The sequence below is a fragment of the Pseudomonas sp. D1HM genome, from assembly GCF_019266105.1.
In the GTDB taxonomy this organism is placed as follows: Bacteria; Pseudomonadota; Gammaproteobacteria; order Pseudomonadales; family Pseudomonadaceae; genus Aquipseudomonas; species Aquipseudomonas taetrolens.
Genome location: NZ_LRMN01000001.1, coordinates 18,263 through 32,783, shown reverse-complemented (window position 1 = coordinate 32,783; position 14,521 = coordinate 18,263). Strand labels below are relative to the sequence as shown.

General features: G+C 54.8%; 10 protein-coding genes and 1 pseudogene. 4 read left to right on the top strand and 7 right to left on the bottom strand.

Annotated elements, in window-relative coordinates; translation table 11 throughout:
- Positions 1-57: 57 nt before the first annotated feature.
- Positions 58-273, bottom strand: coding sequence for a helix-turn-helix domain-containing protein (locus AWM69_RS00120; protein ID WP_010655487.1), 216 nt, complete (start codon positions 271-273; stop codon positions 58-60).
- Between the two features lie 100 nt (positions 274-373).
- Between AWM69_RS00120 and AWM69_RS00115 the strand changes: the two genes are divergently transcribed.
- Both AWM69_RS00115 and AWM69_RS00110 read left to right on the top strand, forming a co-directional pair.
- The gene (locus tag AWM69_RS00115; protein ID WP_029612172.1) at positions 374-973 is read left to right on the top strand and encodes a hypothetical protein; all 600 of its coding nucleotides are present in this window, start codon (positions 374-376) and stop codon (positions 971-973) included.
- Positions 970-2,364: a DEAD/DEAH box helicase gene (locus AWM69_RS00110; RefSeq protein WP_010655489.1), complete on the top strand. Its 1,395-nt coding sequence runs from the start codon at positions 970-972 to the stop codon at positions 2,362-2,364. The genes AWM69_RS00115 and AWM69_RS00110 overlap by 4 nt, the downstream gene beginning before the upstream one ends.
- Positions 2,365-2,461: 97 nt before the next feature.
- On the opposite strand, the gene AWM69_RS00105 is transcribed toward AWM69_RS00110, so the two are convergent.
- The 6 genes from AWM69_RS00105 to AWM69_RS22750 all read right to left on the bottom strand — a co-directional run bounded on the left by AWM69_RS00105 (position 2,462) and on the right by AWM69_RS22750 (position 13,107).
- A complete protein-coding gene (locus AWM69_RS00105; protein WP_010655490.1) occupies positions 2,462-4,246 on the bottom strand; it encodes a UvrD-helicase domain-containing protein in 1,785 nt (594 codons plus the stop codon).
- Entirely contained in the window at positions 4,246-6,384 is a 2,139-nt protein-coding gene (locus AWM69_RS00100; protein ID WP_010655491.1) for an ATP-dependent endonuclease, read from the bottom strand. Before AWM69_RS00100 ends, AWM69_RS00105 begins: the two co-directional genes overlap by 1 nt.
- A 410-nt stretch (positions 6,385-6,794) precedes the next feature.
- Complete coding sequence (locus tag AWM69_RS00095; RefSeq protein WP_010655492.1) at positions 6,795-9,932, bottom strand: efflux RND transporter permease subunit; 3,138 nt, start codon at positions 9,930-9,932, stop codon at positions 6,795-6,797.
- Positions 9,929-11,413 (bottom strand): efflux RND transporter periplasmic adaptor subunit, encoded by a 1,485-nt coding sequence (locus tag AWM69_RS00090; protein WP_010655493.1) that lies wholly within the window; start codon positions 11,411-11,413, stop codon positions 9,929-9,931. Before AWM69_RS00090 ends, AWM69_RS00095 begins: the two co-directional genes overlap by 4 nt.
- Positions 11,410-12,666 carry a TolC family protein gene (locus AWM69_RS00085; RefSeq protein ID WP_010655494.1) on the bottom strand — a complete coding sequence of 419 codons (1,257 nt, stop codon included), beginning with the start codon at positions 12,664-12,666 and terminating at the stop codon, positions 11,410-11,412. Before AWM69_RS00085 ends, AWM69_RS00090 begins: the two co-directional genes overlap by 4 nt.
- Before the next feature lie 99 nt (positions 12,667-12,765).
- Positions 12,766-13,107, bottom strand: coding sequence for a hypothetical protein (locus AWM69_RS22750; protein WP_029612175.1), 342 nt, complete (start codon positions 13,105-13,107; stop codon positions 12,766-12,768).
- 296 nt (positions 13,108-13,403) lie between these two features.
- On the opposite strand from AWM69_RS22750, the pseudogene AWM69_RS00080 reads away from it, so the two are divergent.
- Together AWM69_RS00080 and AWM69_RS00075 are read left to right on the top strand one after the other, a co-directional pair.
- Positions 13,404-13,532: pseudogene (locus AWM69_RS00080) on the top strand (hypothetical protein); the annotation flags it as partial.
- 66 nt (positions 13,533-13,598) lie between these two features.
- On the top strand, positions 13,599-14,510 hold the full coding sequence (locus tag AWM69_RS00075; protein WP_010655496.1) for a cation diffusion facilitator family transporter: 912 nt from the start codon (positions 13,599-13,601) through the stop codon (positions 14,508-14,510).
- Positions 14,511-14,521 lie beyond the last annotated feature (11 nt).

Here is a 14,521-nt window from a genome sequence, read left to right as displayed (position 1 = left end):
TGGGATAGATTGCCAGATTTGCTCGATGGCGTATCTAAGAGGTGTGCCGGTCCCATGTTATCGGCTGTCAGGTAACAAGCATCTGGGATCACACCCTAGACTCTCCGCAATCTGATAGAGCTTCTCTACCGTAATGTTTGCCTCGCCCCGCTCAATCCGGCCCATATAGCTGCGATCAACTTTGCATACAAGTGCAAGCCCATCTTGGGATATGCCTTTTGCCTTCCTTGCTTCCCTCACTTTTTTCCCTAACGCCTTCGCCAAATCGCTCATAGCTGCCTCAATTCACTCGAGGCAGGACTATCGGGCGTTTACGGACGAATCAGCCACGGACTATAATCCGTATTTTGTCTGCGAAAGCTTGGTTCCCTGCATGAAACATGATTCATTCGAGTTTGACAGGCAGCTGTATGACCTCCTCTGCCATGAACACCATCAAAGTTTCACGATCCGGCAGCTCCGGGATGCCTACGTGCTGACTATGGAAGGAAGCCCGAAACTCGCTGCAGTTCGGATCTACGTGTATGAGCAGATCCGGCGGCTGGTGCGTGCCGGATGGGTGGCCAAGGCGCCTATGCTTCGTAAGCGTGGCCAAGTCTATCAAGTCTTAAGCAAGCCTCCTGGCATAGACCTCATGCTGGTTGCATCTCGCTTCCGATGTGCAGACATCTCAGACCCAGTTGTGGGGGGGCATCACGCAAGTGACAATACAATTGATCCATCAGATCCAATTTTGCCAATCGCTGATCCGGCGGTAGCCCATAGCCGCTTAGAGGAAATGCTGAAGGAGACTCGCCTAGACCTTCTTTCCTCAATGGGAGAAACAGAACGTTACAAGCAGCTCTTTGAGGAAATCCCCCATTTGAAAGGGCTTCTTGAAAACGCTTATTACGAGGTTCGAGACCGCTGCTCCCGCCTGTTGGGTCATCTCCGCGCGCTAGAGACGACACTCAAGGCTGTGACCGCGGTATGAGCATGGGACTTCGCACATGGCAGGATCAATGCAAAAACACGGCGTTGGCTCAATACCTTGAGACGCCCCATTTTTTCTGTCAGGCCACTCCCGGGGCCGGTAAGACCAGGATGGCGGCTGAACTTGCAAAAGCGCTGCTGGATCAGGGCAGAATTGACCTGGTTTTGTGTTTTGCTCCATCACGCCAAGTGGTTGAAGGCTTCCGGCGTACTTTTTCTGATGTGCTGTCGAGACGACTCGATGGGCTGATTGGCGCCGTCGGCGCTGTGTGCACCTACCAAGGGATGGAATACCGGGATGAGACCTTTTGGAAGCTGTTCGATGATTATCGTGTGTTCGCTGTGTTTGACGAAATTCATCATTGCGCTGGCCACGATGCACTCTTAAGCAATGCTTGGGGGCAGCGTATAATTCAGCGCGTCCAGGACAGGGCTGCGTACACGCTAGCGCTTTCTGGCACGCCTTGGAGGTCCGACCAAAAGGCGATAGTCCTGGCGCGCTACTCGACTCCAGAAGGCAACCTTATTTGTGACTACCGTTACGGTCTTGAAGAGGCGATCTCGGACGAGGTATGCCGATCACCGCGAATAGTTATTTTGGACAATACAATGGTCAGACTCACAGAGGCCATTGAGAGTGATAATACGGTTACTGTTTTCCCCAACATCGCTAGCTTGCTTACAGACTCGCCAGTTACCTATGAAAGCCTGCTGTTCCACGAAGATGTCCTGAGACAGCTTTTGCTATTAGGGTGCCGGAAGCTCAAGGAAATTCGTAACGTGAAACCGGACGCTGGCGGGCTTGTGGTGGCAACAAATATCGAACACGCTCACCAAGTCGCAGCGATGCTCCGACTTGAAGGTGAGAGCTGCGATGTAGTCACAAATAAAACCCCAAATGCTCAGCGAGTGATCAACGATTTCAGGCACAGCAATCGGCCGTGGATTGTGGCTGTTGGAATGATTAGTGAGGGTACTGACATTCCGAGGCTTCAAGTGTGCTGTCACCTAAGCAGGATCAGGACTGAGCTTTATTACAGACAGGTCTTGGGCCGGATTCTGCGTCGTTCCGCTAGTAATGACACAGAGGCCTGGCTGTACGTCTTGGCCGAGCCTTCGCTGCAGCAGTTTTCTGAGCGGGTTGCAGACGATCTTCCCCGCGACGTCGCGGTGCTGAACTATCTTCAGGGTGTCTCAGAGGAGGTCGCCGCTAGCCCAGTTGAGAACTCGGCTGACCAGTACAACTGTCACCCTGTGACGCCGTTCCAAGGCGAGTGCTTTGAGCGCGAAAGCCAACAGTTGCCGGATGAGATCTATAGCTACGATGTTGGCCGAACCTACGAGCTCAACTTCTCTCAGCATTACCGGACACAACTGCTTCGAGTTTGCTAACGCAAGGGGCCACCATGCCTTACCAATCTAGTCTTTTGGCACAGCAATGTGCCGGGGCGAGGCGTATTTTCGATGGGCCTCCCCCCTAGGCTGGATTCTACTCGGCTGCGTCGTAGTCAAAGACACATGTGAACAGTGCCTCTGTAGCCGCATAGTGCCCATAGTGCCCTTGGGGGCGTCCGCTCTCAGAAATCAAATGTAGATTCTTGCGGGCACGGGAACCTACGACGTAGAGGAGCTTGTTCGCGGCATCCAGGCTTGCTGCCTCGGTGAAATGAGGCACCATCCCCTGAAGAAGGCCGAACGCGATGACCACATCGTACTCGGCACCTTTTACCCCGTGGATCGTCGAAACGGTGATACCAGTCCGCTCGCGAAATACCTTCCTGAAGAAAGAGATATCGTTGATGTACGGGGCCCCGTCCTTTTGGAGCCTGTCGATCCGAGATAGTGAGCTGCGAAAGAACGCATCGCGGTGCTCCATTAATGCGGGGAAGCTATGAAGGGCTACCCCGAGTCGTTCAAGCAGCGCGGTGAAGGCTTGGTCAAGGTAGGCAATCCCATCCATTTCGGAGATTGAAATTGAGTTGCATTCCCTCAATAGGAGCCGCTGTGTCAGGCGCGATGTATCAACGCCCAAATCACCCAGGTCGCTGATCACATCTCTGGCCCATCGCATGCGACGAACAAGCATCTTCGGCGATGACTCAGTCAGGATGATTTTCGAAACCTTGAACCAGAAGTTGTCTATATCGTTACTAAAGGGGACTAGACCAGGGCCGTCAAACTGCTGATCCGGAAGCATCCTTACTAGATGCCGCGTCGTCGATGCCAATAAAATCCACCATGGGGCGAGCACGCAGATCTCCTCAGGAGGATGCCCGGCAGCAAGGCTTGCTTGGATCAGTCGTACTAGCTCGTCATGCAAATTGGTGAGTGTTACGTGCTGGTTGTACGAAACCTTGCTTGGAAACGACGCATCCGATCCCGCGCTCTCGATTGATGTCGGATAAACGCTGAAATTCGAGAAGTGGGAAATGATCCTATTACTCGAACGGTAATTCCGGGTAAGCGCCATTTCTCTTATCGGGATTCCAGCTTCGGCACGAAAATCAGCCACCGGAACTGCGTAGCCACCAAGCGAGCCGTAGATAGCTTGGTTTGGATCGCCTACGATGAAGGTCTTCGTTCGCCCCGCTCCGGCACGCAAAATAGCGGTAAGAAGGCCATATTGAATTTGTTTCGTGTCCTGATACTCGTCTACCAGAACATATGAGAAGACCGAAGCGAGAATTGATGCAATATGCTTTTGATCACTCATCAGGACCTGCGCATACCAAAGGATCAGCTCGAAATCGATCTGACGCGCTTCGCCGAGCTCGCGAAAATACTCACCAAGAATTTTATGTAGCGTTTCATGCTTCCAAGCATCTTTGCATCCTAGGTGATAGCCCGTTTTGCTGAAGTAATAATCGCAATCCCAGTGCGTGATCTTTGGGTAGGGCGCGCATAGCCTATCGAGCATGAGTTCGCGGTCGTGTCTGTCTAGGACTCGATAGCCGCGGGAAAGCTCTGGAAGGTAGATGCCATATGGCTTAATGATCCACTCGAGGCAAAATGAGTGAATGGTCCCGATCCACAGCTTTGACGTGTCAACACCGAGACCTTCAATGCGCTCCTGAATTTCATCTGCTGCGCGGTGCGTATAAGTAATCGCCACGACAATCCGCTTGTCCGTGGCCCGCGAAAGCTCATAAGCGATCTTATAGGTCAACGTCCGCGTTTTTCCGCTCCCAGGGCATGCGATGAGGAATACGCTCGAAGGCTCCTCGATTGCGGCAGACTGCTCGGCGTTCAATTCACGGGAATCCCAGGCGAACATCAGGCAATGCCAACCATGAACGAATTAATGGCATCGCCTGGTAGCGCGAGGGCGACAGCAGCTTTTAGGAAAACCAGATCGATTTCGCCGCGTTGGAAACGCTCAACCTCACCCCTCAGGAGTGTTAGTCGTGGCTGTGCTGAAGGATCGGCATGGATTTGGCGGGCAACTCGATACTGTAGGATTCTGGCGAGCAGCAGAGGGGACATGTGCCCATGCGCGAATTGAAGGGCCTGCAAGATGTAGGGAGGGATCGCTACCTGATGGTCCAGCTCTTCGGCGAGCATGATTGCAAACCAGCCTTTCCCCTCATACTCAGCCATCAACAGCGCACGAAAACCTACTAGGTGAGGTTGACCCGATCGAAGGGCTTCCACCGCCTCTTTGATAGTGTGCGGCGCTATATAGACCTTGCTCGCTGCTCGAGCGAACGCCTCTTCGTTGCCCGCTGATACGAGGTCAACTTCAAAGGTGTGTGGTGCATAGAAGGCCGAGATCCAAGGGTTTCCAGCGACAAAGGCATCGAGACCAACCTTGCGTTCGACGCCAGCTTTTTGGGAACCTATCGCCTTGCGTTTCTTGCTTGCCAGAAACTCATGATCAGTGGGCTGCGGCGTCACATCAAAGAAGGTGGTATCAAGGTCAGTAACTATCGCACAGCGCTTGCGGATTCGGAGGTCGTGAAAAAGGACTGCGACGTTTTTGAACCCCGTGCTGCGTATGTTGATGACACTAATACCCAACTCATCAACGCTCAGCCCAAGCACCTTTTTCACCAATATCGGGATCAGTATCTCCTCCGCATCGCCTTCAACGAGTAGTACGCTTTTAGCGAAGAGCAAATTACTGCGGACAGCATCCAGATATCTCTGGATGCTTCTCACCTCTGATGGCTCAAGCCCCGTAGCGGGTTGGTAAGCCTCGCAATATGAGCCTTGCCGCCCCAGAATGTTGACGTTAGTGACATTGCTCACTTCGGAGATGTGGGTCGAATGCGTTGTGTAGATAATCTGGGCATCGCTGTAGGAAATACGGTCGAACAGAGTCTTCTGGATATGGGTGTGAATGTGCGCTTCGGGCTCCTCGATCAGTAGAAAGTTGGCAATGGCAAGCTTCTCACGCTGATACTTGAACTCAAGAAGCTTCAGCGTCAGGTAGATGAGGTTTGCTCCGCCCAAGCTCAGCTCGTGAATACCACCCTCATACCCATCATCGGCCTCGCCTACAAAAAGGCGCAGGGACTGAAATAATTTTTCTGCCTCATCTGGTAGGTCAGATTTAATCGAAAGCGAAGCAGGCGAGTAGGTTTCTCCGGCCGCATCTTTGATCGTTTCGCGAATGTGGTTACGAACCGACTGCACATCTTCGAGTCCTTCGATAGAGGCATTCAGGTCTCTGACCATTTGGGTTATAGGAAGCATCGACACTGGATCTATCTCCCCACTCTTACTCTTGAGTAGCGCAAACAACGGGTTCGTTCGGTTGTTGTGAAACTCGGCAACGACGTCCCGGAGGGCTTGTATGAAGGTCAGTGACACTTCTTTCGTAACCGAGAGGAATCCAGGTACTTTAGCCCCGATCTGAGGGAATTCAGTTTCAGCACTGAAAGTACACGTTTCGAAATTACCCACAATCGACTGGTAGACGGAAGGGTCGCTGAAGTCGGCGCTGCTTCTTCCCGTGAACACAGTTTCGTAGTCATCGATCGTGATGGTACTGCGTATTTCCGCGAGCACCTCATCATCAAAAATATCTAGAGCAGCCAGCTTGAGCCGGATCTCCTTTTTCGGACGGAAGATGAGGTTATAGGTTGCCTTCGCTAGCGGTCCTTCTTCTAGCGCAGCGGTGCCGTGAAGAAATAGCGCCTGAACGGCTTCGTCGGCGCTGATCTGTTCAAACTCAACACTGATAATGATCCAGTGACCTCGCCATTCACCGAGCGATCGGCAGAAGTCGGACTCCTCCAGTCGATAGGCTGCACGCACCATGGTGTCATCCAATAGTAGACGGATTGCGCGCAGGATATTGGACTTACCTGAGCCATTTTCGCCGATGATGGTGTTGACGCCCCGCTGAAACTTTAGCGTTGTGTTGCTGAAGTTTCGGTAGTTCACCAAAGTCATTTTGGAAATGTGCATAATTCTCCAGAGCGCCAACGCTCATGAACAGTCTTGTCTGTTTGTGAACGATGGTAGCGTGAGGGAGCATCGTATTCCCACAGAAACCGCTCACAGGCGCCCACCAACAGGCGCAGGGATTGCGCTGTTCCGCAATAGCTTGATCTCATGGCTCAACCTCAGATGTTAACGAGGCAAATGTGATGCAAGACTCACGAGTTTTAGAACTCTTCTTTCGAGCCCCGGTCGAGTGCTGGAGTACAGATCGCCAGTTTGGATTTGGACATACAATCACGAGCGATCGAACATGGCCCTCGGAGGCATTCCCCCCCTAACAGAAGTTGGCCCTAGTAGCTTGATCTCTATTTCAGGCGAGTATCAAAAATGGGGGCATTATCAGGGGCAGTTTCATAAGGTTTTTTCCTTAAGGCTTAGTGGGTACAACCCGAGAGGTTCCGACGGCGCATTAAGCTGTAGGCTGCCGGTATGACAAACAGGGAAAGCAAGGGAGCAGTGACCATCCCGCCGACCATTGGCGCGGCGATGCGACTCATCACTTCACTACCGGTTCCGCTGCCCAACAGAATGGGCAACAGGCCGGCAATGATGACGGACACGGTCATGGCCTTGGGGCGAACGCGCTGTACAGCTCCTTCACGGATCGCCGCCACCAGCCCAACTTCCGTGTTGTCGCCGAGGTCTACACGTTCGACCCAAGCGTTCTTGAGGTAGAGCAGCATGATCACACCGAATTCGGCCGAAATTCCGGCCAGCGCGATAAAGCCGACCCCGGTTGCGACCGACAGGTTGTACCCCAATAGATAGAGGAACCATGCCCCGCCCGTGAGGGCGAATGGCAGAGTGGCCATGACCAAAAAGGCCTCATCGAAGCGGGCGAAAGTCATGTAGAGCAGCACGAAAATGATCAACAACGTGGCAGGCACAACTAGTTTTAGTCGGGCGTTGGCCCTTTCGAGAAATTCGAACTGCCCCGAGTAGCTCAGGCTCATACCTGGCTGCAACTTGACCTGTTCACTGACGACCCGGCGCAGATCGGCGACGACTGAGGCAATGTCCCGGCCCCGCACGTCGATATAAACCCAGCCCGAAGGCCGAGCATTTTCGCTCTTGAGCATCGGCGGGCCGTCGCTGACCTTAATCTTCGCCACAGTACCCAGGGTGATCTGGCTGCCTAACGGGGTGTAGATAGGTAATTGCTCCAAAGCACCGAGCGAGTCACGCCACTCCCGTGGGTAACGCACGTTGATTGGAAACCGTGCCAACCCCTCAATGGCCTCCCCAACGTTCTCTCCACCGATAGCACCGGCCACGATGGATTGCACATCGGCGATATTCAGGCCGTAGCGGGCGGCGGCCTTGCGATCGATATCCACATCGATATATCGGCCACCGGTCAGTCGCTCCGCCAGAGCCGAGCTGACACCAGGCACCCCCTTGGCCACGCGCTCGACCGCCTGAGTGACCGTATCAATTTCCATCAGATTGGTGCCGGCAACCTTCACCCCGATGGGGCTCTTGATCCCCGTAGCCAGCATGTCGATACGGTTGCGAATTGGCGGTATCCAGATATTGGTCAGCCCCGGAACTCGCACCACTCGATCCAATTCTTCCACCAGTTTTTCCGGTGTCATACCTTGACGCCATTGCTCGCGTGGTTTGAATTGAATGGTGGTTTCAAACATCTCCAGGGGAGCCGGATCGGTTGCGGTTTCGGCACGCCCTGCTTTACCGAAAACGTGTTCGACTTCAGGCACGGTTTTGATCAGACGGTCGGTTTGCTGCAGCAGCTGCGCGGCTTTGTGTGCCGATAACCCCGGAAGTGCAGAAGGCATGTAGAGCAGATCGCCTTCGTCCAGCGGTGGCAGAAACTCGCCCCCCAGGCGAGACATTGGCCATAGCGCACTGCAAAATACCAAGAGCGCCACCAGTAGCGTGACCTTGGGACGACGCAGTACTGCATCCAGGGCTGGCTGATAGAGTCGAATCAACCACCGGTTCAACGGGTTCTGTTGTTCATTGGGAATTCGACCTCGAATCCAGTAACCCATCAGCACTGGCACCAACGTCACTGACAGTCCCGCCGCTGCCGCCATGGCGTAGGTCTTGGTGAAAGCCAACGGGCCGAACAGCCGCCCTTCCTGGGCCTCAAGGGTAAATACCGGAATGAACGACAGGGTGATGATCAACAAGCAGAAGAACAGTGCCGGGCCTACCTCCGCAGCCGCTTCGGTCATCACGTGCCAATGACGCTCGCCGTTCAGTTCCTCCCCAGGGTTGGCAGCGTGCCAAGCCTCTATCTTCTTGTGGGCGTTCTCGATCATCACCACGGCGGCATCGACCATAGCGCCGATGGCGATGGCAATCCCGCCCAAGGACATGATGTTGGCGTTGATGCCTTGGTAGCGCATGACGATGAAGGCAATCAACACGCCCACCGGCAGCGAAATGATCGCCACTAGGGATGAGCGCAAGTGCCAGAGGAAGATCCCGCAGACCAGCGCGACGACGATGAACTCTTCGATGAGCTTGTGGCTGAGATTTTCCACCGCGCGATCGATCAGCTTGCTGCGGTCGTAGGTGGTGACGATTTCAACGCCGGCCGGCAAACTGGATTTCAGTTCGTCGAGTTTGGTCTTGACCGCCGCAATGGTCTCGCGGGCGTTCTTGCCGTTGCGCAAAATCACCACACCACCAACGGTCTCGCCTTCGCCGTCGAGTTCGGTGATGCCACGTCGCATTTCCGGGCCCAATTGGATGGTGGCGACATCGCCAAGGGTGACCGGCACTCCGGCCGCCCCCAGTTTTAGCGGGATGGCCCGAAAGTCATTGAGCGTCTTCAGGTAGCCGGAAGCTCGCACCATGTACTCAGTCTCGGCCATCTCCATCACGGCGCCGCCCGTCTCCTGGTTGGCCTTGCCGATAGCCTCGGTCACCTCCGCCTGTGTGATGCCCAGACTGGCCAACTTGAGCGGGTCAAGCTGCACCTGGTACTGCTTGACCATGCCTCCCACCGTAGCCACTTCAGCAACATTGGGCAGGGTCTTGAGTTCGAACTTGAGGAACCAGTCCTGAAGTGCGCGCAGCTGTGCCAAGTCGTGCCCACCCGTGCGATCCACCAGTGCGTACTGATAGATCCAGCCCACTCCCGTTGCATCCGGCCCCAACGCAGGTTTTGCACTGGCCGGCAATCGGTTTTGTATCTGACTCAGGTACTCCAGCACTCGCGAGCGGGCCCAGTACAAGTCCGTGCCGTCTTCGAACAGCACGTAAACGAAGCTGTCACCGAAGAAGGAATAACCACGTACCGTCTTGGCTCCCGGCACTGAGAGCATGGTGGTGGCCAGCGGATAGGTCACCTGGTTCTCGACAATCTGCGGCGCTTGTCCCGGATAAGGGGTGCGGATGATCACTTGCACATCTGAGAGATCCGGCAACGCATCGATCGGTGTGCTCTGTACCGACCAGATGCCCCAAGCAGTGACGAACAGCGTAGCCAGTAGCACCAGAAACCGGTTGGCCACCGACCAACGAATCAGTGCAGCAATCATGGCTGGCTCCCCGATTTGTCCAGGCGCTCGACACGCAAACCATCGTCAGTTTGGCTCACCGCGATCCGAACCTTGTCCCCCGCCTTGAGGCCCTGCATCAGCGCCGGACTGGCGAGAGGAAAAGTCATCGTCATGCCGGGCATGCCCAGCGTCTTGAAAGGACCATGGGCGAGCGTCACGTCTTTGTCGTTGATCTCAACAATCTGCCCATCGGCCTCATGAAAACTGGAGGCTGTTGCGCCGAGTGGTGAATCTTCCTCAGCGCTGGCAACAATGCCTTTAAGACTGGCTTCCGAGTCGAGCAGGAACTGGCCAGACGTAACCACTTTCTGTCCTTCTGTCAGACCTTTCACAATCGCCGTCTTGCCATCGCTTTCCTGCCCGAGTTGCACCTCCACCGGGCGATAGCGACCGGCGTCTTCAGCGAGCATCACCAGGGCGCGTCGGCCAGTGCGAATGACTGCTTCACTCGGCACCCACAACACACTTTCCCCGGTCGAATGACTCAGGCGCACCTGCGCCGTCAAACCGGGCCTGAGGTGCTCGTCCGGGTTGGGTAGTTCCACCCGCACCCGAAGAGTGCGGCTGTCCGGATTGGTCTCGGGCAAAATCGCGCTGACCTTGCCTCTGAACGTTGTCCCCGGGAAGGCTGGCAGACGCGCTTCGACCGCCTGCCCCACAGTGATGGCCCCGGCATCGGATTCTGGAACAGCCACGGCTAGCCATATACTGCTCAAGCCATTGACCCGTGCCAGAGTCTCGCCCGTCGCCACGGTCATGCCCGCGCGTACGTTCAGCTCTTGCAGCACACCGGCGATGGGACTGGTCAGGGTCAGATACGGTTGAACCTTACCGCTACGTTCAACCTGAGTAATCAGTGCTGCGGGCATCCCTGTGAGTCGCAGGCGCTGACGGGCCGCAACCAACAGATCGGCATCCCCGTTACGCCTCAGGGCCAGAAACTCTGTCTGAGCCGCGGCCCATTCCGGCACCAGAATATCCGCCAGGGCGGCATTGGCTTTGAGCACATCCCCTGGAGCAAGGGCATAGACCCGCTCCACAAAGCCGGCGGTACGGGCCTGAATCACCGCGACATCACGCTCGTTGAACGCCAAGACACCTGCCACATCTAGGCTGGAATCAAAGACTCCCCGGGTGACCGTCGCAAAACGCAAACCGAGGTTCTGGGTCAGGCTTGGATCGATACTGACGACCGCACGATCCCCTTCGCTGCTGGCGTATTGAGGCACCAACTGCATGTCCATAAAGGGGGACTTTCCGGGGTTATCAAACTTTTGCTGCGGGTACATGGGGTCGTACCAATACAGAGCCTTGCGTTCACCCGACGGGCTGACACCCCTCTCCTGGGCAGTACTGGATACTCCGTTCATCCGCTGCTGAGCGAACCAGTAACCACCGGCAACACCCAATGTCAGCGAGATGCCTACCAACAATGCCCCATTCCACTTTTTAAGGATCACTGGCTGGGCTCCCCATAGGCAAAGTACAGGCGCGCACTGGTCAGCGCCCGCTGCTCTTCCACCTCAATCTGTTTGAGACGCGCTTCGATGAGCTCACGCCGGGCCGCAACAACGGCATTTAAATCGCCTTTTCCGGCACGATAACTGGCCATGCTGAGTTCGACCTTTTCCTTGGCCAGAGGCAACAGACTGTCCTGGTTTCGGTGCACCGCACGATTCAGACGCTCATAGTCAGCCAGTTGGTTTTCCAGTTCCTGAGTGTGCTCGCGTGACAGGGCTTCACGCTCGGCCTCAAGCTGGCTGAGTTCAGCCTGCTTGGCTGCGATTTTGGGATTTTGGCGAGAGCCAGGAAACAGCGGCAGATCCCAGGAAAGCTGCACACTGACCATATCCCCAAACGCTCGGCCACGGTGCTGGTAATCCAGCTCCCAGCTCCAGTCTGACTGTTTCTCCGACACGGCTTCACGAACCTTGGCTTGCGCTTCTCGGGTCATCGGGGCAAACGCTGCCAGCTCGGGATGGTGCTGCAGGTTATGGGAGTAACCGGAGGTATCGACGGACCATTCAGGCAAGCGGCCCACAAGCTCGTCGTTGGCAGCGGGGCCAATCCAACGCTTGAGGGCAGCTCGGGCCTGCCTTCGCTGCTGAATCAGATCGTCCTGTTGCTCCGCTAGTCGAGCCGCTTCTTGCTTGGGTGTTACCGCATCGGCGGGTTGAGCCCGGCCACCGGCAATCTGAGCCAGGACGGTATTGCTCAGCAGGCGGTTCTCTTTGTAGAAGTCCTGGAACAGTGCATCTTTGCGCTCAACCGAGTAGCTACTGATCCAGGCCAACGCCGTGGATTGGCGTACGTTCAGACGTTCGACCCGCCGCTGCGCCGCGGCGCGTTCAACGGCCGCATCGGCGACCTCAATGCGCGCCTTGCGCTTGTCGCTGTTGGGCATTTCTTGCCTGACTCCAACCATTTGCATTGTCATGAAGTCTTGGTCGATGCTCCAGCGATCCGGGCCGCCAACAGGATAGTTCTGCACACCCAGCAGCAGTTTGGGGTCAGGCAACTCCCCCGCTGGAATGGCTGCGCTGCTGGCAGCCTGAATTTTGGCGTCTTGTGCGGTCAGCGACGGTGCATTGTTTTCGGCCAGCCGCAACGCTTCATCAAGCGTCAATCCACCCGCCAAGCTCGGCAATGCCAGAACGCTTACCGCCAGACCGGCCACGAGGGACCAGCCTATGCAATAGCACTTTGAGTTCATGTTTAGGATTCCTGTGATCATCCACTGCACGCATCAAAAGACATGCGCTCAGCTCTTGCATCCCGCCAATGCGGAATGAGGCTCAATATGGGACAGGAATCAAACGCGGGGCGGTCGCCACACCCTGGACGGGGTTTGTGCAGGCAAGGAATCACTAAAGAAGGAAAGTACTACGGGGCTAAACACGGCTACTGAAGGCTTGAAAGTCGAGACTTGCAATATGCCGCCTGCCTTGCATTCCTGTCCCGGTTTACATGGCTTTCCGTGCTCGGACAGGGTTTTCATATCGTTGCAGCAGTCCATGCCCATGTCGTCCATTATCGTCATGCCCATCGTCTTCATGGGGCACGGTTCTATCGATGCCTGAACTCCCGCCATCCCGCTGAGGGGAAGCGCCAAGCTAATCACGAAGATGATGCAAAACTGCACGTAGCGTTTCATTCGCTGGAGTGTAGTCGCTTCAAATGGTCGTTACAAATCGACTCATGTCATTAACACCCTGTCGCCAAGCTCCGACATATAGGTAATGAAGCCGACAAGGAATTAAGCCAACATTACGTTTAGAAAATAGACGCGGACGACGAGCTATCGATCCGCCTATATTTGAATTCATAGTGTTGATCTGAACTCAATCATGGATGAAATGGCTAGCCAACTGAGAAATCAAGCAGAAGCCGAGATGAAAAATTGGCGCGACAAAGACCTATCGGTCTACTAACATCTGATTCCGGGAAGTTTGGGTACAAATAATACGCGTATTCGCAGTACTGCTATTTTCTAGAGTGTGGGTGCCTTGGGGGAGCACAGGTCGCGTCCAAATAAGTGCTTTTCAGTTGCCTCTCTCCAAAACCGAAATCTCTTCTTGAGGAAGATTGACCCGTTGACGATCTTTTGAGTAGTTGCCGCATCCTTTCACCCGCATGGAGAGTCATATGAGCGCTGGTCATAGTCACGGTCAAGCTCGTGCAGGACACGAGAAAAAATTGTGGATCGCTCTGGCGTTAACGACAAGCTTCATGATCGCGGAGGTCATTGGGGCTTTCGTGACAGGCAGCTTGGCGTTGTTATCCGATGCGGCTCACATGCTAACTGATTCCACTGCCTTGGCTATTTCATTGATAGCTATTCAAATTGCCAAACGCGCTGCGGATAAAAAACGGACATTCGGCTATGCACGATTTGAGATCCTCGCAGCTGCTTTTAACGCGATTTTGTTGTTTATGGTGGCGGTGTACATCTTGTATGAAGCTTATCAGCGGTTTAAAGCCCCGACAGAAATCCAATCGACAGGGATGCTGATCGTCGCAGTGATCGGACTAGTTGTGAACCTTGTTTCAATGCGGTTGCTAATGTCTGCCAGTGCCGAAAGTCTTAACGTAAAAGGCGCGTACCTAGAAGTATGGAGCGACATGTTGGGCTCCATGGGCGTAATAGGGGCGGCATTGATCATTCGTTTTACCGGATTCACTTGGGTTGACTCGATCGTTGCCGCAGCTATCGGCCTGTGGGTGCTTCCCAGAACCTGGGTTTTGCTCAAAGAAAGCATGAACATCCTGTTGCAAGGGGTTCCGGATGGCATCGATATCGCTGAAGTGGAAGCGTGCATCAGGGCGGTTGAAGGCGTTGAGGATATCCATGACCTGCATATCTGGGCCCTGACCAGCGGCAAGAATGTCATGAGTGCTCACCTTGTAATCCTGCGTAGCTCCCGAACTGAGCAAGATATATTGGCTGAGGTGACTCGGCTGATGAGCGAGGTATTCCATATCAGCCATACGACTCTTCAATTGGAAAACTTACAGTTTCATGCAACGCTTGAAGAAAACGAAGGCATGCAGCACTAGAGCGGGATCTT

Excerpts from the sequence above, each read along its gene's own strand:
- AWM69_RS00120 (WP_010655487.1), bottom strand. The coding sequence starts at position 273 with ATGAGCGATTTGGCGAAGGCGTTAGGGAAAAAAGTGAGGGAAGCAAGG.
- AWM69_RS00115 (WP_029612172.1), top strand. The coding sequence starts at position 374 with ATGAAACATGATTCATTCGAGTTTGACAGGCAGCTGTATGACCTCCTC.
- AWM69_RS00110 (WP_010655489.1), top strand. The coding sequence starts at position 970 with ATGAGCATGGGACTTCGCACATGGCAGGATCAATGCAAAAACACGGCG.
- AWM69_RS00105 (WP_010655490.1), bottom strand. The coding sequence starts at position 4,246 with ATGTTCGCCTGGGATTCCCGTGAATTGAACGCCGAGCAGTCTGCCGCA.
- AWM69_RS00100 (WP_010655491.1), bottom strand. The coding sequence starts at position 6,384 with ATGCACATTTCCAAAATGACTTTGGTGAACTACCGAAACTTCAGCAAC.
- AWM69_RS00095 (WP_010655492.1), bottom strand. The coding sequence starts at position 9,932 with ATGATTGCTGCACTGATTCGTTGGTCGGTGGCCAACCGGTTTCTGGTG.
- AWM69_RS00085 (WP_010655494.1), bottom strand. The coding sequence starts at position 12,666 with ATGAACTCAAAGTGCTATTGCATAGGCTGGTCCCTCGTGGCCGGTCTG.
- AWM69_RS22750 (WP_029612175.1), bottom strand. The coding sequence starts at position 13,107 with ATGAAACGCTACGTGCAGTTTTGCATCATCTTCGTGATTAGCTTGGCG.
- AWM69_RS00075 (WP_010655496.1), top strand. The coding sequence starts at position 13,599 with ATGAGCGCTGGTCATAGTCACGGTCAAGCTCGTGCAGGACACGAGAAA.